This window comes from Pseudomonas parafulva, from assembly GCF_000800255.1.
Classification (GTDB): domain Bacteria; phylum Pseudomonadota; class Gammaproteobacteria; order Pseudomonadales; family Pseudomonadaceae; genus Aquipseudomonas; species Aquipseudomonas boreofloridensis.
This window is the reverse complement of record NZ_CP009747.1, coordinates 2514007-2533738: the sequence shown is the minus strand read 5'-3', so window position 1 is coordinate 2533738 and position 19732 is coordinate 2514007. Positions and strand designations below refer to the sequence as shown.

At 61.7% G+C, this 19732-nt stretch carries 14 protein-coding genes; all 14 read right to left on the bottom strand.

Features of this window, described 5'->3' with window-relative positions:
- Positions 1 to 144: 144 nt before the first annotated feature.
- Positions 145 to 828 (bottom strand): sulfite exporter TauE/SafE family protein, encoded by a 684-nt coding sequence (locus NJ69_RS10675; RefSeq protein ID WP_039578845.1) that lies wholly within the window; start codon positions 826 to 828, stop codon positions 145 to 147.
- Positions 821 to 1039, bottom strand: coding sequence for a cbb3-type cytochrome oxidase assembly protein CcoS (gene ccoS / locus NJ69_RS10670; protein WP_039578843.1), 219 nt, complete (start codon positions 1037 to 1039; stop codon positions 821 to 823). The genes NJ69_RS10675 and ccoS overlap by 8 nt, the downstream gene beginning before the upstream one ends.
- A gap of 33 nt (positions 1040 to 1072) precedes the next feature.
- Positions 1073 to 3529: a heavy metal translocating P-type ATPase gene (locus NJ69_RS10665; RefSeq protein WP_039578841.1), complete on the bottom strand. Its 2457-nt coding sequence runs from the start codon at positions 3527 to 3529 to the stop codon at positions 1073 to 1075.
- A 25-nt stretch (positions 3530 to 3554) separates the two neighbouring features.
- Entirely contained in the window at positions 3555 to 4082 is a 528-nt protein-coding gene (locus NJ69_RS10660; protein ID WP_029615019.1) for a FixH family protein, read from the bottom strand.
- A gap of 17 nt (positions 4083 to 4099) precedes the next feature.
- The gene (gene ccoG / locus NJ69_RS10655; protein ID WP_029615020.1) at positions 4100 to 5512 is read right to left on the bottom strand and encodes a cytochrome c oxidase accessory protein CcoG; all 1413 of its coding nucleotides are present in this window, start codon (positions 5510 to 5512) and stop codon (positions 4100 to 4102) included.
- A gap of 222 nt (positions 5513 to 5734) precedes the next feature.
- Positions 5735 to 6721: a cytochrome-c oxidase, cbb3-type subunit III gene (gene ccoP / locus NJ69_RS10650; protein ID WP_039578839.1), complete on the bottom strand. Its 987-nt coding sequence runs from the start codon at positions 6719 to 6721 to the stop codon at positions 5735 to 5737.
- On the bottom strand, positions 6718 to 6915 hold the full coding sequence (locus NJ69_RS10645; protein WP_039583234.1) for a CcoQ/FixQ family Cbb3-type cytochrome c oxidase assembly chaperone: 198 nt from the start codon (positions 6913 to 6915) through the stop codon (positions 6718 to 6720). The genes ccoP (NJ69_RS10650) and NJ69_RS10645 overlap by 4 nt, the downstream gene beginning before the upstream one ends.
- A gap of 5 nt (positions 6916 to 6920) precedes the next feature.
- On the bottom strand, positions 6921 to 7529 hold the full coding sequence (ccoO, locus tag NJ69_RS10640) for a cytochrome-c oxidase, cbb3-type subunit II (RefSeq protein WP_039578836.1): 609 nt from the start codon (positions 7527 to 7529) through the stop codon (positions 6921 to 6923).
- On the bottom strand, positions 7529 to 8971 hold the full coding sequence (gene ccoN / locus NJ69_RS10635; protein ID WP_039578834.1) for a cytochrome-c oxidase, cbb3-type subunit I: 1443 nt from the start codon (positions 8969 to 8971) through the stop codon (positions 7529 to 7531). Before ccoN ends, ccoO (NJ69_RS10640) begins: the two co-directional genes overlap by 1 nt.
- A 536-nt stretch (positions 8972 to 9507) precedes the next feature.
- Complete coding sequence (locus tag NJ69_RS10630) at positions 9508 to 13995, bottom strand: RHS repeat-associated core domain-containing protein (protein WP_039578831.1); 4488 nt, start codon at positions 13993 to 13995, stop codon at positions 9508 to 9510.
- The gene (locus NJ69_RS10625) at positions 13992 to 17486 is read right to left on the bottom strand and encodes a hypothetical protein (protein ID WP_039578827.1); all 3495 of its coding nucleotides are present in this window, start codon (positions 17484 to 17486) and stop codon (positions 13992 to 13994) included. Before NJ69_RS10625 ends, NJ69_RS10630 begins: the two co-directional genes overlap by 4 nt.
- A gap of 479 nt (positions 17487 to 17965) precedes the next feature.
- Positions 17966 to 18901: a cytochrome-c oxidase, cbb3-type subunit III gene (ccoP, locus tag NJ69_RS10620; RefSeq protein ID WP_039578824.1), complete on the bottom strand. Its 936-nt coding sequence runs from the start codon at positions 18899 to 18901 to the stop codon at positions 17966 to 17968.
- The gene (locus NJ69_RS10615; protein WP_029614905.1) at positions 18898 to 19116 is read right to left on the bottom strand and encodes a cbb3-type cytochrome oxidase subunit 3; all 219 of its coding nucleotides are present in this window, start codon (positions 19114 to 19116) and stop codon (positions 18898 to 18900) included. Before NJ69_RS10615 ends, ccoP (NJ69_RS10620) begins: the two co-directional genes overlap by 4 nt.
- A 5-nt stretch (positions 19117 to 19121) precedes the next feature.
- Positions 19122 to 19730, bottom strand: a complete 609-nt coding sequence (gene ccoO, locus NJ69_RS10610; protein ID WP_039578822.1) for a cytochrome-c oxidase, cbb3-type subunit II — start codon at positions 19728 to 19730, stop codon at positions 19122 to 19124.
- Between the last annotated feature and the right edge of the window lie 2 nt (positions 19731 to 19732).

Here is a 19732-nt window from a genome sequence, read left to right as displayed (position 1 = left end):
AGCCTTGACCTGCATCAAGCGCAACACCCCTCACAGCCCGCTGCCATCCCCAACGGGCGATAGCCAATAGCCCAGCGCACGCAATCCGCTCTTCCTTGCCGCTTGCCGCTTGCCGCTTGCCGCTCAAAGCTTGCCGCTCGCTCTTCAATGCCCCATCAACCAATGCTGATGCGGGCCCGGTAGGGTCCAGAGGCCGAACAGCATCACCAGCACACCGCCCGCCATGCGCACGTGGCGTCGGCGCAGCACGGCGGTGACACGCTCGGCTGCCAGGCCCGTGACCAGCAAGACCGGCCAGGTGCCGACACCGAAGGCGAGCATCAGTAGTGCGCTGTGCACCGCGTTACCCTGGCTCGCTGCCCACAGCAGGGTGCTGTAGACCAGCCCGCACGGCAGCCAGCCCCAGAGCGCGCCGAGCAGTAACGCGCGGGGCAGGCTGGACACCGGTAGCAGGTGCGAAGCGATGGGCTGCAGATGTCGCCACAGCCCGCGCCCCAGCGCCTCGATGCGTGTCAGTCCGCTCCACCAGCCCGCCAGGTACAGGCCCATGGCGATCAGCAACAGGGCTGCCAGCACCCGCAGCATCTGCACCGCCGGGCTGCCGGCCAAGGCCCAACCGGCCAGGCCCAGCAACAGCCCGGCGACTGCGTAGCTGAGCACGCGTCCCAGGTTGTAGGCGATCAACAGACGCAGGCGACGTGCGCGTTGTTCAGGCGGGATGGCCAGGGTCAGCGCGCCCATCAGGCCGCCGCACATGCCCAGGCAATGGCCGCCGCCGAGCAGGCCCAGCACCAGTGCCGAGACGAGCGCAGGCAGCAGTTCAGGCACGGGGGGAGGCGTCCTGGTCGGTGGCGTCGGGGGCGACGGCGTCGTGTTTGATCGCTGCCTGGTGGCGCGGGTCTTGATCGTCGAACAGGATGCTGTGGGCAGGCCCTTCGAGGTCGTCGTACTGGCCGCTGTCCACGGCCCAGAAGAACACGTACAGCGCCACGCCGACCAGGAGTAGCGCGGCAGGGATCATGATGTACAGGGCGGGCATGCAAAAGTCCTCAGGGTACGCAGGTGCACACGGTCAGGCCTCGGCGCAGGCGGTGACGGGATCGGGCCGGCCTCGACCTTCGCTCGGCGCCGGCAGCCGGGTCAGGCGCAACGCATTGAGCACCACGATCAACGAACTCAATGACATGCCCACTGCCGCCCAGACCGGGGTGATCCAGCCGAGTGCCGCGAAGGGCAGCATCAGGCCATTGTACAGCGTCGCCCACAGCAGGTTCTCGAGGATGTTGCGCCGCGTGCGTCGGGCCAGGTCGAAGGCTTGCGCCAGGGCTTGCAGACGGTTGGACAGCAGCACCGCATCGGCGCTGGTCTTGGCCAGGTCGGTGGCCGAGCCCATGGCGATACTGATGTCGGCCGCCGCCAGCACCGGCACGTCGTTGACGCCGTCGCCGAGCATCAGCACCTTGCGCCCCTGCGCCTGCAGCGCCTTGACCCGCGCCAGCTTGTCGTCCGGGCGCAGGCCACCGATGGCCTGGTCGATCCCCAGTTGCGTCGCCACTTCATCGACCATCGGCGACGTGTCGCCAGACAGCAGCAGCGTGTGCCAACCCCGCGCCTTGCACGCCGCGAGCAAGGTCTCGGCATCGTCGCGCAGGCGATCGTCGAGGCCGAACCAGGCCAGTGGCCCCTGCCGGTCACCGAGCAGCAGCCATTGCCCGCGAAGCTCCGGCACCGGCGGCACCTCAGCGCCGCTCAGGGCACAGACGAACGTCGCCTGACCGATGCGCAGGCGTTGCTGGCCGACCTGGCCCTCCAGGCCCAGCCCCGGCATCGCCTGCACCTGCTCGGCCGGCTCGGCGCTGACCCCGAAGGCGCGGGCAATGGGGTGTTCGGAGCGGTTTTCCAGGGCCGCGGCCAGGGCCAGGCAGCGCTGCGCCGTCAACTGGCCCAGCGGGCGGATGCTGCGCAGCGCCAGTCGCCCCTCGGTCAAGGTACCGGTCTTGTCGAACACCACCGTGTCGATCTGGTTCAGGCCTTCGAGCACATGCCCACGGGTGACCAGCAGGCCAAGCGTGTGCAGGGTGCCGGTGGCTGTGGTGAGCGCTGTCGGGGTGGCCAGCGAGAGGGCGCAGGGGCAGGTGGCGACCAGCATCGCCAGGACGATCCAGAACGCTCGGTCGGCGTCCAGGTGCCACCACCACAAGCCGATGCCCAGCGCCGCCAGCAGGCTGAACAGCAGGAACCACTGAGAAGCGCGGTCAGCGATCTGTGCCAGGCGCGGCTTTTCCGACTGGGCGCGCTCGAGCAGGCGCACGATGGCCGACAGCCGTGAAGCCTGGCCAAGGGCTTCGACCTCCACCACCAGCGTGCTTTCCACGTTCAGGGTGCCGCCGGTGACGCGTTCGCCGGCCTGCCGCGCCTGTGGCAGGTACTCGCCGGTGAGCAGCGATTCGTCGACGCTGGAGCGCCCGTCCACGATGCGGCCGTCAGCCGGAATCACCGCGCCGGGCAGCACCTGCACGCGCTCGCCACAGGCCAGTTCGGACAGCAGCACGCGCTGCGCCTGGCCCTGAGGGTCCAGACGCAGGCACGAGGCTGGCAACAGGTTGACCAACTGCGCGGTGGCCGCTGCCGTGCGTTCACGGGCGCGCCGTTCGAGGTAGCGCCCGCTGAGCAGGAACAGGGCGAACATGCCGACCGTGTCGAAGTACAACTCGCCCCGGCCGGTGATCGCGGTCCAGATCCCGGCGCCGTAGGCCAGGGCGATGGCCAGCGATACCGACAGGTCCATGGTCAGATGCCCGGTGCGCAGGTCGCGGGCAGCGCCTTTGAAGAAGGGCGCGCAGCTGTAGAACACGATGGGCGTGGTCAGGAACAGCGCGACCCAGCGCAGGATGGTGTGCAGCTCCGGCGACAGGTCGATGTTGAATTCCGGCCAGGTGGCCATGGTCGCCATCATCGCCTGGAACCACAACAGCCCCGCCACGCCCAGTCGCCGCAGCGCCGTGCGGTTTTCCTGGGCCAGGCGCTCGGCGGCCTGGTCGGGTTGGTAGGGATGGGCGGCGTAGCCGATGCCACGCAGTTCGCCGAGCAGCCGCGACAGCGGCAGTCGCTGGTCATCCCAACTGACGTGCAGGCGATGGTTGGACAGGTTCAGGCGCGCCTCGCCCACGCCCTCGAGGTTGCGCAGGTGCTTCTCGATCAACCAGCCGCAGGCTGCGCAACTGATGCCTTCGATCATCAGGGTGGCTTCGGCCAGCGCGCCCTGACGATGGACGAAGCCCTGCTGCACGTCGGCGCGGTCGTACAGCGCCAGTTCGTCCTGCAATTGCCTGGGCAGGGTCTGCGGGTTGGCGCTGCTGTCGCTGCGGTGCTGGTAGTAATGCTCCAGGCCGCCAGCGACGATGGCCTCGGCCACCGCTTGGCAACCGGGGCAGCAGAACGGCCGGGCCTGGCCCAGTACCACGGCGCTGAAGCGGCTGCCGGCGGGGACGGGCAGCGCGCAGTGGTAGCAGGGGATGGGTTGGCTCATCGGGCGAAGTTCTTGTGGCCTGGGATCATGGCTGGTGCTCGGCCCCTTGCAGCGCTTCGTCGCCCAGTAGCAAGGCGACCCCGTGCTCGACCTTCTCCTCCTCGAACAAACGCCACACCTGATCCTGCTCGCTGCCGAGCAGCTCGACGAAGCGCCGGCCTTCGACCTTGTCGTCGAGCTGGCCGACATAGCGCCCGCCCTCGACGCGCAGCAGCTTGACCTTGCGGTCCCTGTCCGGCTGGGTCGGCGAGATCAGGTTCAGCTCCAGACGCTGCGGTGCGCTGTCGCCGCTCAGGTGCAGTTCCACCTCGCCGGTCAGTTCGTCCAGGTGCACGCTGGCACGCAGGTTCAGGGCCTGGGCCAGCATTTCGCGGTCCAGCGACCGGTTGATGCCTTTGCCGGCCTCGTAGTAGTTGTCGTTCACCAGGTTGTCCGGATTGCGCACGGCAATGCTGACCATGGTCAGGCTCAGGCACACCGAGGTGGTCAGGATGCCGATGATGATCCAGGGCCAGAGGTGCTTGTACCAGGGGCTGGTGGCGGTGGCGGTCATGGCGCAGGGTCTCTCTTTCAGCGGATCTGGGGGCCGATGAATCGGCTCTTGGCTTCAACCTGGGTGCCGCTGTCATCGGCATCCTTGAGGATGAAGGTGATGTCGTTGGTGGTCGACGGCAATTGCTCGGGCGCGATGGACAGTTGCACCGGCAAGCTGACGATATCGCCGGCGGCCACCCGCAGTTCGCGCTGGCCGGACAGCTGCAGGCCTGGCAGGCCGCTGGCGTCGAGCACGTAGACGTGGTCGTGCTGGTCCTTGTTCATCACCTTCAGGCTGTACACGTTCTCGATCTGCCCCTGGGCGTTCTCGCGGTACAGCACCCGGTCCTTGCTCACGTCGAAGCCGACCAGCGAACGGGTGGCGAAGGCGGTGGCCAGGGCGCCGATCATCACCAGCAGCACCACGGCGTAGCCAATCAGGCGCGGGCGTATCAGGTGGGTCTTCTGCCCTGAGAGGTTGTGCTCGGTGGTGTAGCTGACCAGTCCGCGCGGGTAGTTCATCTTGTCCATCACGCCATCGCAGGCATCGATGCAGGCCGCGCAGCCGATGCATTCGATCTGCAGGCCGTCACGGATGTCGATGCCGGTCGGGCAGACCTGCACGCACAGGGTGCAGTCGATGCAGTCGCCCAGGCCTTTGGCCTGGTAGTCCGCGCCTTTCTTGCGTGGGCCTCGGGTTTCGCCGCGGCGCGGGTCGTAGGAGACGATCAGGGTGTCCTTGTCGAACATCACGCTCTGGAAACGCGCATAGGGGCACATGTACACGCACACCTGCTCGCGCAGCCAACCGGCATTGCCGTAGGTGGCCAGGGTAAAGAAGCCTACCCAGAAGTAGGCCCAGCCATCGGCCTGGCCGCTGAAGAAGTCCACCACCAGTTCGCGGATCGGTGCGAAGTAGCCGACGAAGGTCAGTCCGGTGACGAAGCCGATCAGCAGCCACAGGCTGTGCTTGGCCAGCTTGCGCAGGAACTTGTTGCCGCTCATCGGCGCCTTGTCCAGCTTCATGCGCTGGTTGCGATCACCCTCGGTGACCTTCTCGCACCACATGAAGATCCAGGTCCAGACGCTTTGCGGGCAGGTGTAGCCGCACCAGACCCGGCCAGCGTACACGGTGATGAAGAACAGGCCGAACGCGGCCACGATCAGTATGCCCGACAGCAGAATGAAGTCCTGCGGCCAGATGGTGGCGCCGAAGATGTAGAACTTGCGCTCGGGCAGGTTCCACCAGACGGCCTGGTGACCGCCCCAGTTCAGCCAGACGGTGCCGAAGTACAGCAGGAACAGCACGGCGCCACCGACCATCCGCAAGCGGCGGAACAGTCCGGTGAAGGCGCGGGTGTAGATCTTTTCTCGGGAGGCATACAGGTCGACGGAATCCTTTCCGGTTGCAGGCGGGGTGACATCGTGTACGGGAATCTGCTTGCTCATCATCAAGTCCCACGGCAGTGGAGAAATGCCAGGGCCAGTGCGTGCCGGCCGTGGTCGCGCGCCCGGTGCTGGCGCTCTGCGGGCCATGATACGCCTGTGATGGCAAGGTCGGGCCTGGCTGCGACCTTTAGTCGCATTGGGTTGCGCTCGGTAATCGTGATATGGGAAGTGTCAATTGATTCAGGTCAGTGGCCGGTGGAATTAACCGCCGGCCACCGCACCTCATTTCGGCTGATCGTCCTGGGTCGCAGGCTTTTCCTGAGACAGGCTGTACACGTAGGCCGCCAGCAGATGCACGCGGTCGTTGCCCTGGATCTCGGCCTGGGCCGGCATCTGGCCCTGGCGGCCGTAGCGGATGGTCTGCTGCAACTGGGCGAAGCTCGAACCATAGATGAACGCCTGCGGATGAGTCAGGTCAGGCGCGCCCATCGCCGGGGTGCCTTTGCCTTGCGGTCCGTGGCAAGCCACGCAGGTGCTGGCGAAAATCTGCTGACCCTTGACCGGGTCGGCCTTGGCGTCCTCGGGCAGCTTGCGCCCATCCAGCTGACTCAGCACGAAGGCCGCCACGTCAGCCACGCCCTGTTCGCCGATCACCTCGCCCCAGCCGGGCATGACGCCGTGGCGACCGTTCATGATCGAGGCCTTGATGGTTTCCGGCTCACCGCCCCAACGCCAGTCGCTGTCGGTGAGGTTCGGGAAGCCGTAGGCACCCTTGGCGTCCGAGCCATGGCACACGGCGCAATTGGAGGCGAACAGGCGCGCGCCCATCTTCAGCGCCTGCGGGTCCTTGGCCACCGCTTGCAATGGCATGGCCGCGAACTTGGCGAAGATCGGGCCGAAGCGGGCGTCGGCCTTGGCCATTTCCTTCTCCCACTCGTGCACGCCGCTCCAGCCTGTCTGGCCGTCGCCGAATTCGCGGCGCGAGTCGCTGTCCAGGTAGGCGTAGCCGGGTAACAGCCCGCGCCAATTGCCCAGGCCCGGATACAGCACCAGGTAGCCCAAGGCGAAGACGAGGGTGCCCACGAACAACCAGAACCACCAGCGCGGCAGGGGGTTGTCGTACTCCTCGATGCCATCGAAGGCATGCCCGACAGTCTGGTCGGTGAGGTCTTCGCGCTGGCCCTTGCGGGTCGACAGCAGCAGCCAGGTCAAGGCGAAGATCGTGCCCAGGGTCAGCACACTGATGTACAGGCTCCAGAAACTGCTCATGGTCGCTCGCCCCCCGATGTGTCTCGTGCATTGCGCTCGATCCGGCGCTGGGCCTCGGGATCGTCGGCGAATGGCAGTTGCGTGGCTTCGTCGAAGTCGCGCTTGCGGCGTGGGCTGAACACCCACAGCGCCAGGCCCACGAAAGCCACCAGCACCACGAGGGTGCCCAGGCCTCGAATCGTTCCGATTTCCATGCGCGTCACCGTTTGCTCTTGATCAGGGTGCCAAGGCCTTGCAGGTAGGCCACCAATGCGTCCATCTCGCTCTTGCCCTTGACCGCCTCGCGGGCGCCGGCGATGTCGGCGTCGCTGTAGGGCACGCCGAGCGTGCGCAGTACTTGCAGCTTCTTCGCCGTGTCCTGGCCGTCGAGGTGGTTTTCCACCAGCCAGGGATAGGCTGGCATCTTCGACTCCGGTACCACGTTGCGCGGGTTGTACAGGTGCGCGCGGTGCCAGTCGTCCGAATAGCGTCCGCCCACGCGGGCCAGGTCCGGCCCGGTGCGCTTGGAACCCCACAGGAACGGGTGATCCCAGACGCTTTCGCCAGCCACCGAATAGTGGCCATAGCGTTCGGTCTCGGCCCGGAACGGCCGGATCATCTGCGAGTGGCAGCCCACGCAGCCCTCGCGGATATAGATGTCGCGCCCCTCGACTTCCAGCGCGGTGCGCGGCTTCATGCCCTCCACCGGCTGGTTGGTGACGTCCTGGAAAAACAGCGGCACGATCTGGGTCAGCCCACCGATGCTCACCGCCACCACCATGAAGAAGGCCAACAGGCCGATGTTCTTCTCGACGACCTCATGTTTCATCAGTGCGCTCCCACGACGACGATCTTGGCGGCTTCGTCGGCCTGCGCCGGGTGGGCGCCACGCACCGTGCGCATCACGTTGTAGGCCATCAGCAGCATGCCCGAGGCGAAGAACGCCCCGCCCACCGCCCGCACGATGTAGCCCGGATGGCTGGCCTGCAGCGCTTCGACGAAGGAGTAAGTGAGCGTGCCGTCGTCATTGATCGCCCGCCACATCAGGCCCTGGGTGATGCCATTGACCCACATCGAGGCGATGTACAGCACGGTGCCGATGGTGGCCAGCCAGAAGTGCGCGTTGATCAGCCCGACACTGTGCATCTGCGCGCGTCCATAGAGCTTGGGAATCATGTGGTACAGCGCGCCGATGGTGATCATCGCCACCCAGCCCAGAGCGCCGGCGTGAACGTGGCCGATGGTCCAGTCGGTGTAGTGGGAGAGGGCGTTGACGGTCTTGATCGCCATCATCGGGCCTTCGAAGGTGGACATGCCGTAGAACGCCAGCGAAACCACCAGAAAGCGCAGGATCGGGTCGGTGCGCAATTTATGCCAGGCCCCGGAGAGGGTCATCATGCCGTTGATCATGCCGCCCCAGCTCGGCGCCAGGAGGATGATCGACATCACCATGCCCAGCGACTGGGCCCAGTCGGGCAGGGCGGTGTAGTGCAAGTGGTGCGGGCCGGCCCAGATGTACAGGGTGATCAGCGCCCAGAAGTGGACGATCGACAGGCGATAAGAATAGATCGGCCGCTCGGCCTGCTTGGGCACGAAGTAATACATCATCCCGAGAAAACCGGTGGTCAGGAAAAAGCCGACGGCGTTGTGGCCGTACCACCACTGGATCATCGCGTCGGTGGCACCGGCGTAGGCCGAATACGACTTGAACAGGCTGACCGGCAGGGCTGCATGGTTGACGATGTGCAGCATGGCGGTGACCAGGATGAAGGCGCCGTAGAACCAATTGCCGACATAGATGTGCTGGGTCTTGCGCCTGACCAGGGTGCCGAAGAACACCACGGCATAAGCCACCCAGACGATGGCCAGCAGAATCGCGATCGGCCATTCCAGCTCGGCGTATTCCTTGGTGGTGGTGTAGCCCAGGGGCAGCGTGACCAGCGCCCCGACGATCACCGCCTGCCAGCCCCAGAAGGTGAAGGCGGCCAGGCTATCGGAGATGAGCCGGGTCTGGCAGGTGCGTTGCACCACGTAATAGCTGGTGGCGAACAGCGCACAGCCGCCGAAGGCGAAGATCACCAGGTTGGTGTGCAGCGGGCGCAGGCGGCCGAAGCTGGTCCAGGGCAGGTCGAAGTTGAGGCTGGGCCAAACCAGTTGCGAGGCGATGAACACGCCCAGGCCCATGCCGAGGATGCCCCAGACCACGGTCATGAGGGCGAACTGGCGGACGACTTTGTAGTTATACGCAGGCGGACTGATGGCTGTGTTCATGCTGGGGTTCCACGCTTTGACTGTTCTTGTGGGTGGAAAAAACGGTGTCGGGGCACGCAAAGCCCTGCACTGCTTCCTGTCCGTGACTGCGGGGCAGTTGACGATCAGGCAGGCCGAGTGAGTGTACACAAACAAATCACTGTTATGTGTACCGTTTCTCAAATTTTTCTGATCGATCGGTCAGGGTTTTTTTCCAGGTCGTTTTCGCGCCGGGCATCGGGCCATAGGCGAACGGTCGCCAGCTTAGAGGTCGTGGGCAGGGGAGGAAAGGCTCAGAACGAGACGCCCCCTGTGAGGGTGCAGATGCGGGAATGTCCCGTACCTGCACCCCCGACAGAGGGCGCGGTGTTGGCGGGGTTACTGATTGCTTGAGGCGTGCGCTGGCTCACACGTCGGCTATTTAATTCCCGTGCAAGTGCTGCTTGAGCAAAGCCGTGAATATAATCACGGCCGTACTCAAGCAACTACCTTCGAGATTGCAGGTGCTCGAGCATAGTGCTTTGAAAAAAGCGCATAAGCCGGCTCGAAAAGCGTGCTCACCGGATCACATTTTTTGGCCTAGGGATGCCCATGAGCTGTTTAAGCATTGAAGATCTGCAGAACCCAGCCTCATGATGCGAATAAGCAATTCCTGAGCTCTCAAATTTCCCCCATATTTTGTCCAACGATAGCTCATTACCTTTTTTGACCATCAGGACGTCGACGCTGTAGGACTTTGCAATCAACTCAAGATGCTCTACCGAATTGTGTTCGAAATGGCTTAGGCTATAATTTGCCGTTAATTTCCCACCCTCCATATCTTTGATTCTCAGGGTTTTGGCTTTGCCTGCAGCTATCAGGTGCGCGGGGCGCCATTCTTTCACAAGCATTCCATTGGCGGAGCGCTGTAACTGTGTTGGGCCGCTGATCGTTCCCGTTGCTGGCGCGTAATAATGAAGCGTACTATTTGCCGGGACCGTCGCTGAACCGCCAAGAATCTTGTTTTGACCGTGGGCTGAGTAATACAGGGTCTCGGACCTTTGCGCACCACTTCGTACGATAATGAAGTCACCGTGATCCTCATGATGCACACCCCCCGCAGCAGTACGTCTTACTGCTTGTGGTGATTGAGCAGGCGATGCGGTTCTTTGACTGTTCCTGAGATTTCTCAGGACTTTTGTCGGGCTAGCATCAATCGAGGCTTCAGACTCATTATTCGATACGCGCATGCGTATTCCACGCAACTGCTGCAGGCCTCGAGCGGAGCCCTTCAGCAGGGACGGAAGCGCAGTCAAAGCCCCAACCGCCTGGGATGCCATCGATGCCCACCCCAGTTTTTCTGCCAGTTCCGGGTTGTCCTGTTCCACGGCCATTTTCGTGACGTCCAGTGCTGCCGAAACCATCGTAGTGACCACCAGTGCTGCAGCGACCATCACGGATAAGCCGCCAGCCATCCCCGGAAGACTCGCCAACGCCATCACGACGTGACCTGCCCCTTCCAGGCGCGAGGACAACCGCGGGTTGCTCTGGCGCTGGGCCATGCCCGCGGCGGTGACGGCCCCGCCTACCATGATCGCGGTACAAAGCGCCATGCCGATCCCCGCCATTACCGGCCCCGCTGCCCCAAACGTGAGGATGGTCGCCGCGATAGCGACCACTACGAAAACCGCCAACGCAAACCATTGCCACCAGGGAACCGCCTCATGCACCGGCGGCTGGGTTGCACTGATTGCCGAGTCAAGCCTAGCCAGGCTTTGAGCTTGATCGCGCCGGCTGAGCATGATGTGGCCGCTGGGGTCATGCCAATTCACAGGGTCCCCGCCGGCGCAGTACGCCCGGTCATTGAGTCCGCCAGCGCCGAACGGGCTCCAGTCGTCACGTTGATAGAACGCTCGGTGACGCGGGTCATAGACACGATAGCCATTGCCCAGATGAGCGCACCCGGTCGCAGGGTCCAGCCGTTGCCCGTCACGGCCCAGGCCACTGAGCATCGCTTGGATGCTGGCCAAGGGTGCTTCTCCCCAAGGCGTAAACGCCAACGACCGGTGCTGCCAGGCACCCTTGGCATCTACCCAGTATTCATCGCCACCGGCCTGTTGCGGGTCGCCCAGGATGAAGAGCTGTGTCTCTGCAGTTCCCTGACGGTTCTTGATGACCATCCCCGCGTGTTCGTCCAGCGTCAGGGAGCGAACGACCTTGCCTTCTTTGTCTAGCCAGGTTTCTCCGCAGAGCACATCACCCGTGTAAGCAAGAACCCGACGCTGGTTGTCCGCTGCGATCCATTGGCTGATCAAGCAGTCATTTTCGTCGTACTCGTAATAAGTCGAAGGCGTTGGCTGACCTTTTTCGGTGACTGAGCGCAACCTGCCGGTATCCGAATACGCGAGGGCTTGATCGCGTTCGTTGAGCGTCAGGCGACCCCCGTCATCGTACGTGTAGGTCAACGATCGAGCCGTACCGGGTTGGCCGCCCTTTGGCGTCAGTTGAGTACTTTGCTGGGTGCGGCGTGTGGGATGATCACTGTCATAGGCATAGGTCACCAGTTCCACATCACCATTCACGCGTGTGGTGCTGCACTCGGTAAGGTTTCCCAGCACATCGTACTTGTAGCGCTGCTCCTTGACGGCGTGCCCCTGAGTGTCCTTGACCTCATTACCTGAGGTCGCTTCGACCGTCCATTTCTGCAGCTCATCACGCGTCCCGCTGATACTGGTGTAGTAGATGAATGTCTCGGTACGAGCCGGCGTGGATTGGCCATCGCGGAACAAGACTTTGCTTGTCAGCTGCCCAATTGACGACCATGTCTGCACGTAGCGTGTCTTGGTCTGGTCATCGAGCCGATACAGCCTTTCAACCTCATTACCCAGCTTGTCGTACGTATAGGACACGGCCATGGTTCGGCCCGTGTTCAGATCACGCACGGTCATCCGCTGGCATTGGCCCAAGGCGGTATATTCATACCAGTACTCCAGCGAGCCACGGACAACACGGTCACATTGTCCCTGCGGGCCGCTCCAGGCTTGGCTGCTCACGCCATTGGCATATTTCGCCCGCTGAACCTGGCCACGCAATGACACCAAGGTTTCCTGTCGCTGTTGCTGTGCATGCACGGTGCGGTTGAAATGCCAGGCTCCAAGCAGCAGCGGGGTCAGGTCCTCACTGGTGACTTTGCTCTGCTGGGTACCCTGCGCCGGGCGCTCGGCCTTCAGCGACTGAGTCACCTGGTTAAATTTGAACGACGCCAGCAGTGTGCCGGTACTGTCACTTTTGTTCTCTACATACCACTCGACACTGTGGTCGGTTTCTTTGCGGTACAGTTTCTTGCCGTCAGGCCCCGTGAGTTTTCCGGCTCGATCACTGTAGGCCAAGCCTTTTTTACCCCCGACGACCACGCCAGTCACAAGGTCACCCTGGTTACCGCCACCCTCCAGCGTCTGGTTGCCGAGCAACTGGCTGGTCTTGCCTTTGGCCTTGATGCTGACGGTTGTGGGTACCGCACTCATGCCCTGGTAGTTCCAGGTGACGACTGACTCGTCGGGTTGGGTACGCGACAGCGGGCGATCTAGGTCATCCCAGGCCGTGGTCCACTCCCGCGATTTGACTGTTCCGTCCTCCATCGGCACATGCTGCTTGAGGGCCACGGTGCGCCCACGGGCATCGATGAGCTCCTCGACTCGCAGCGCTTTGGCCTCATTGCTGCTGTCATGCCCACTCCAGAGCGCAGACGACAACGTCACGGATCCTGTCGCATGGTTTACCTGCTGCTCCCGGCGGGTGTGCTGGATGCCGTCAGGCAAGAGCGCCAGCGCCGACTGCTGGGTGAGCGTCTGTTCATCCTTCGCGTTCTTCTTCAGCACAGGGTCGGCATATGCCTGCCAGAAATGCTGGTGCAGCTGGGTGGGTGCCTGAAGGTCCTTGTCATTGTGAGTGCACAGGCCGCCAGGCAGGAAATCATAGGCCTTGACCTTTTCAGGCGCCTCGCCCCAACCCCAGGTGCTTTCCTCGAGCAGGACGAATTCGCAGGTGCTGCCATCTTCACGTTGCATTTCGCGTTTGACTGCTCGCTGCAGGCCATCGTACAGGGTGCGCTGCCGTCGGCCGCTCGAGTCCAGTGTTGTCAGCCAGGTGCCCGAACCCGTTTCCGTATGGGTGATGCGCTGTTCTTCGATCGGCTTGAGCGCTTTGATCTCCCCAGAATCGAACGCCTTGGCATCGTACGGGTACGTCACACTGTGGGCCCCTCGGCCACGGGTGTCGTAATCATGGCAGGAGAAACGCACAGGCTTGCCGTCACCATCCTGATGCGACTCGCGTAGCAGCCGACCACTGAACGCCGACTGGATCTGCTGGCTGAGGATGGCATCGCCGCCCGCGGTCAAGGGGGCCGTGGTGACGAGCTTCCAGGTGTTGGGCTGTTTTCCTGGGTAAGTGGTTTCCGTGATCGTCTGCGTGCTGCGAGCGGTGTTGTCTTTGTACCAGGTGGTGGCTGTCCGGGTGATGCTGCGCAATGCGCCGCTCACTTTATTGGCTTGGCTCTGGATCAGCGTGACTTTGATGCCACTCCAGGACGAGGCAAGCGATACGGTCCAGTCCTTTGCCTCTGACTTGACACTGGCGACCGTGACACCTTCGAGCACCAGCACGGTGTCAGGCATCAGCCGGCCCTGTGCATCCTGGGTCGACTTCGCATAACCACAAAGCGTCAGGGTGGCCGCCGAAGTGGCCGTGCCGTCGAACGCCAGGTATTCCAGGCGAGCCATCAATGGTGGTTGGTGGGGATCGACGATCTTCGGGCATGCCAACGCGGCGGTATCCGCCAACGATGTTTCATCAGCAAGTTTGAGCCCGCTGATCAATTCACTGATCACGGGCAATTGATCGCCGCGAGTGCCCTTATCGGTGTCCGCTCCTGAGTAGTACCGCAAGCAGGTCGTCTGCCCATCACTGGTAACCGTCGAGCTCGGTTGACCGTGTTTGGTATAAGCAGCCAATGTGCTTTCGACTTGCGAGGCATTCGAAGACGATCCGTTGGTTGTGTCGGTCATGATAGGTCCTCCGCAATTGAAGTTTCGACTGGCGATTCAGTGGTGACTTCGATTTTGACAGGGCGTGAGAGTGCCAGGTGCCTGTAGCTATTTGACGCGGCGGTGTCAGGGTATGTAAAGCGCGTCGTACGCAGGGGAGCGTCAGGCTGATATTGAATGATCGTGTCCACCACGCGTACGCCATTGTTGAATGTCCACGACGTTTCGATGAAAGGGCAAGGGGACTTATCAACAGTGCTGAGTCGCTGTTCGCCATCGTTGAGTATCCACGACGGTTCGATGACAGGATAAAGGGGCTTTCCAACACGGCTGAGTCGCCATTTACGCGACCTTTCAATTATGTATTCACCTGTCCATTCATAGCAATGAGCGATGCACTGCTGATTGGCGCCGGGCACCAACGTATGCATCTCGACGCGTGGCGCCACGGCGCGTTCGAAACTCGAAGATTCGTATTGAACGGTTTCCAGTGAGCCGTCTTCTTCGAGAATACCGGTCAACACCTGATCCAGCACTGGATCGAGCTCATAGTTGAAACGAACATACCGCTCAGGCGTTGAATCCTGCCCAGCACGATGACGCGTGATCGACTTCAACAGGCAGTTTTGGATATCCAGCGTGACATCGTAGCTTTCAGCGGTGTCAGGCCATACCGTGAAGGTGCTTTGCGACGAACCTTGAGCAACGATTGAATCATGTTTGGCCCTTAATAGCACTGTATCTGCGCCTGCGTCTGCAATGCTGTCTAGCCGGATGTGCCCGTTAATGCCCTGCCATGCCAGCGTGAGTTCTCCACCTTGTGGCGAGAGGATGCGCGACGTTACCAGCACCAGACTTTCGCGCTCGATATCCGCCAGTTCTGCTTTCCAGGCGTCGCGTTGTTTTTTTAGATTGGCGATTTGTCCGCTTGTGATTTTTTCCTTGTCGATCCATCGGGTCAGGTTTTCGATGATCTTTTCCAGCTTGGCCTTCAGCGCTGCTTTGTACGCGGCCCCCGCTTCTTTCCCATCATGCGAGATGGGCAACGAAAGCACTTCCTGGCGTCCCTCGGCACCTGCTGGCATTTGGATAGTCAGGGAGGTCCATCGATTTTCGTCGCCCTCGACAGCCGTAATTCTGTAACCCTCTTGATCAAGAAACTTCGTCTTGGCGGCGCTCAGTGATTTCATTTGCGCCTTGGTCAGGGTCACTGTCTGGCCCGTGCTCAACGTCAGTACTCGCCGTCGATTGTCGAAGTAGGAGAAGCGGAATGCCCAACCATCGCCCAGTGCCCCTTCATTCGCACGTACCGCCGAATAATGAAGCGTCAGGTCCAACTCTGGACCTTCACCTCCAAGCCCCCTGAGTGTGCCAACTGGATAGTGGGCATGAAACAAACCCGTGTTTTCGTCTACCCCATTTTCCCGAGCGCCGCCTGTATCGTAGACATGCGCGCCGAGGGTCATGCAACGGTCAGCACAAAGCGTATCCTTGGGGCGGAATAATTCGATGCGATCAGGTGGCATCTCCAAGTCAAGTTCGAAAGGGCGGGCCCAAGGGCTTTGAAAATCAAACTCAGCGCCAACCACTCCTACCGATGCCAACGGTGAAGTGTGGAAAGAGGGAGATAAATACAATGTAACTGGACTGTCCTTGTTGTACCCGTTCGCGAATGCCAGGAGCTGCTCACCCCTGGTCCGGGGAAGTACTCCCGGAGGCATCACGTACAAAAAGCGTATACCTTCGCTTAGGGATTCCGGCTTGAGCTTCAGTTGAAGCCGTCGGTCAGCCATTATCATGGAGTCGCCAGATAAAAAATTCTGACAAGAGGGTAAAGGAATACCGAACCTACCCATATGCGTCGGTCTATCCGAATCCTGTGTGTTTGAAAAAGGGTCTGAAAAAGGGTCTGAAAAAGGGTCTGAAAAAGGGTCTTGAAAATGCTCTTTGGCTACGAGCTCCACTTGCAACGTGCCGCCGTAGTTGCGTGTTTTTTTCGGGCGTTGTATATGCAAAGTGGCGACCATGCCAAGTCTTTTAGGTAGCCATAAAACAGACGTATCTTCGGTGTTCTCAGCGCCATTACTTGATAAGGTTTGATCCGCGAAAACCGCTTCGGGGATGCCGCCGCGTCGCATAGCATCCATCAGCTTTTGGGTAAATACCTGAAGGGTCTCGGTGTATGCAATGTGCCCAGCTGCATACTCTACGCATACGTGATAGCACACGTACCCCGTGCGAATGTCGTGCAATGTCACTTCCAGTGGATAGAGAGTCCAGTGTCGGTCGAGCGCCGCTGTAGCTCCATAATCCGTGAGCGTCTTTACGGCCAGCACGAAATAATCCTCATTCGCTTGATCAATAGCACTCTGCATAGCCTGTGTCAGTTTGAATAACTGCTCTTTCATTGGAATGGGTTCATCGATGAGGCCGTTTTCAGGTACCAGCGGCACCCACTCATCGTTTTCCTCCAAGGGCGTGCTCATCAAGATGCGCAAGGGAATTCCCGCGCATTTCCACTGCCCAGAGGCACCATTGGGCTTGTCCAGTTCCAGGGCAAGGTAATCAGCCAATGAAGAGACTTGCAGCGTTCTGGACAACGCCGCCGGCCATTTATCCTGCTCAAGCTGATCAGCACTCGCCTTGAAGATGACCGGTGAACCCTTCAACGGCATACCCGTGACATCATCGTGTATATGAACGCGCAGTTCCTCCTCCGCCGCGAGTGCCCGTGACGCGACAAAGTTGCCGTGAAAGACCCAAGGCGCGGGGTTCACGGTAACTGACAGTTCCGACAGTTGGGGTATCCACAGCGCGTTTCCCTGGTCGTTTGGCGCAATACTGATACCGTCATCCGCCAGCACACCGGCCCGCAGAATTTCGCTACCCTGCATCACCGCGTCACACAGCAATTTGGCGCGATCAGAGGGGGCGCTGTTCACCTCGAAGCTCACCACAATCGACTCCAGCAAGCCCTGGCTGGTGCGGTCACGTACCTGAACGCAAAGGCGCTGGCCCGCCTGGAAGTCGATATCTGCCAGATCGTGAGCCATAACCTGATTGGCAGCGAACGGTGCATTGCTATACAGCCGTGCACGGGATGAAAGCACCCATAGGCGATCGCAGTCCGCATGGGGGGACGCCGCGATGAATTTGGATGTGGAATGGCTTACGGTGCCTGCGCTGAACGTGGTGCCTTTGATGACGCCTGCATGCAGCAACTTGGAATGGTCGACCTGCGTATCATCATTGCGGATCGCGTTGATCAATGCTGTCGGCCATTGATCTCGAGTGCGATTGGCCTGCGTGGCCTTCAAAGCGACCACCTTCAACACTCGCCCGTCCTGCCGATCAACCGCCCATACACGGATGACCTCATTCAACGCCAGGTCTCTGTCAGCCAACAAGTAACAAGGCGACGTCCATTCACATCGCTCAGCACCAATACGTTCTTCCGCGAAACCAATCATGCTGGGTAGGGCGTCGTTGAACGACGTGGAAACTACGTTCATGGGAGCTCCTTTTCGGTGTTTGCCATTTCGTGGACTTATGTAGCCTGGATGCATCGAGCGGTCGGCGTGTGTCTGACGTCGCCGTATGCCTCTAATGTCGCCGTATGCCTCTAATGTGGTGTGCCCTGCGGCTTGGTATCGCAATCGGTGATTTGGCCAGGTTGCCTGCGGTGCGAATCTTTACTCACTGTCTTCCCCTGGCAGGCGTTCGGCAACTCACAAAAATGACAGTGGGTATGCGTACAGTTGGGGGCATTCGAGGTCCAGGGCTTACCGGCATCGTCATCGACTCGAAGAGGGGCGCGGAGACTGTGGAGGGGGATTTGACGCAAGAGGAACTCGAGCAAGTCGGCTGATGCGTTGGTCGAGGTCTTGATGGAAGATGCTGGCAGGGCCTGGCGTATGTCTAACGCGTGTCAGGCTTACGGGGAGGGCGGGCTGTTCTGGCGAAAGAAGCGCCTGAGCAGCCCGCCTGGGTGTTACTCGTGGGTAGCGTTTACAGGATCCTGCGACAGGCTATACACATAGGCAGCCAACAGGTGGACCTTGTCGTTGCCCTGGATATCGGCCTGGGCCGGCATCTGGCCCTGGCGGCCGTAGCGGATCGTCTGCTGCAACTGCGCGAAGCTCGAACCGTAGATGAACGCTTGCGGGTGGGTCAGGTCCGGGGCGCCCATGGCCGGCGTGCCTTTGCCTTCAGGACCGTGGCAGGCCACGCAGCTGCTGGCGAAGATGTCCTTGCCCTTGGCCGCGTCGGCTTTCACGCCTTCCGGCAGGCTGCGTCCGTCCAGGTTGGTCAGCACGAAGGCTGCCACATCCGCCACGCCTTGCTCACCGATCACTTCGGCCCAGGCGGGCATCACGCCATGGCGACCATTCATGATCGACGCCTTGATGGTCTCCGGCTCGCCGCCCCAGCGCCAGTCCTTGTCGGTGAGGTTAGGGAAACCGTAGGCGCCCTTGGCGTCGGAGCCGTGGCACACGGCGCAGTTGGAGGCGAACAGGCGTGCGCCCATTTTCAGCGCCTGTGGATCCTTGGCCACGTCCTCGACCGGCATGGCGGCGAACTTGGCGAAGATCGGACCGAACTTGGCGTCGGCCTTGTCCATCTCCTTCTGCCATTCGCCCACCTGGGTCCAGCCGTCCTCGTAGCCCGGCAGGATGCCTTTCCAGTTGCCCAGGCCCGGATAGAGGATCAGGTAGCCGACCGAGAACACCAAGGTGCCGACGAACAGCCAGAACCACCACTTGGGCAGCGGGTTGTCATATTCCTCGATGCCATCGAAGCTGTGGCCCATGGTCTGGTCGGTGGTATTGCTGCTCTCGCCCTTGCGGGTGCCCAGCAGCAACCAGGTCAGGCCGATCAGGCTGCCGAGGGTCAGTACGCTGATGTAGGTACTCCAGAAGGTGGTCATTGCCCGTTACTCCTCACCACTGCAGTCACGGCTGCGCTCGCAGCCGCGGGTTCCTGCCCGGCAGGGGGCAGGCGGTCGTCGTCGAAGGGCAGCAGGCGCGCTTCGGCGAAATCACGGTCGCGGCGCCGGTTGAACACCCACAGCGACAGGCCGATGAAGGCCACCAGCACCACCAGGGTGCCCAGGCCGCGGATCATGCCGATGTCGAATTCCATCGTGCTCACCTCTTGTTCTTGATCGAGGTGCCCAGCACCTGCAGGTAGGCCACCAGCGCGTCCATCTCGGTCTTGCCCTTGACTGCGTCGCGGGCACCGGCGATGTCCTCGTCGGTATAGGGCACGCCGAGCGAGCGCATCACGCGCAGCTTGGTGTCGGTATGGCTGCTGTCCACCGGCTGGGCTACCAGCCAGGGATAGGCCGGCATCTTCGACTCAGGCACCACGTTGCGCGGGTTGTACAGGTGCGCGCGGTGCCAGTCGTCCGAGTAGCGCGCGCCCACGCGGGCCAGGTCCGGCCCGGTGCGCTTGGAACCCCACAGGAACGGGTGGTCCCAGACGCTTTCACCGGCTACCGAGTAGTGGCCGTAGCGCTCGGTTTCGGCGCGGAACGGACGGATCATCTGCGAGTGGCAGCCCACGCAGCCTTCGCGGATGTAGATGTCGCGGCCCTCGAGTTGCAGCGCGGTGTAGGGCTTCATGCCTTCGACCGGTTTGTTGGTGACGTCCTGGAAGAACAGCGGGACGATTTGCGTGAGGCCGCCGATGCTGACGGCGAACACCATCAGCAAGGCCAGCAGGCCGACGTTTTTCTCGATGACTTCATGTTTCATCT

Coding starts and splice junctions, on each gene's coding strand:
- ccoS (WP_039578843.1), bottom strand. CDS start 1,039: ATGCCCGCCCTGTACATCATGATCCCTGCCGCGCTACTCCTGGTCGGC.
- NJ69_RS10665 (WP_039578841.1), bottom strand. CDS start 3,529: ATGAGCCAACCCATCCCCTGCTACCACTGCGCGCTGCCCGTCCCCGCC.
- NJ69_RS10660 (WP_029615019.1), bottom strand. CDS start 4,082: ATGACCGCCACCGCCACCAGCCCCTGGTACAAGCACCTCTGGCCCTGG.
- ccoG (WP_029615020.1), bottom strand. CDS start 5,512: ATGAGCAAGCAGATTCCCGTACACGATGTCACCCCGCCTGCAACCGGA.
- ccoP (WP_039578839.1), bottom strand. CDS start 6,721: ATGAGCAGTTTCTGGAGCCTGTACATCAGTGTGCTGACCCTGGGCACG.
- NJ69_RS10645 (WP_039583234.1), bottom strand. CDS start 6,915: ATGGAAATCGGAACGATTCGAGGCCTGGGCACCCTCGTGGTGCTGGTG.
- ccoO (WP_039578836.1), bottom strand. CDS start 7,529: ATGAAACATGAGGTCGTCGAGAAGAACATCGGCCTGTTGGCCTTCTTC.
- ccoN (WP_039578834.1), bottom strand. CDS start 8,971: ATGAACACAGCCATCAGTCCGCCTGCGTATAACTACAAAGTCGTCCGC.
- NJ69_RS10630 (WP_039578831.1), bottom strand. CDS start 13,995: ATGACCGACACAACCAACGGATCGTCTTCGAATGCCTCGCAAGTCGAA.
- NJ69_RS10625 (WP_039578827.1), bottom strand. CDS start 17,486: ATGAACGTAGTTTCCACGTCGTTCAACGACGCCCTACCCAGCATGATT.
- ccoP (WP_039578824.1), bottom strand. CDS start 18,901: ATGACCACCTTCTGGAGTACCTACATCAGCGTACTGACCCTCGGCAGC.
- NJ69_RS10615 (WP_029614905.1), bottom strand. CDS start 19,116: ATGGAATTCGACATCGGCATGATCCGCGGCCTGGGCACCCTGGTGGTG.
- ccoO (WP_039578822.1), bottom strand. CDS start 19,730: ATGAAACATGAAGTCATCGAGAAAAACGTCGGCCTGCTGGCCTTGCTG.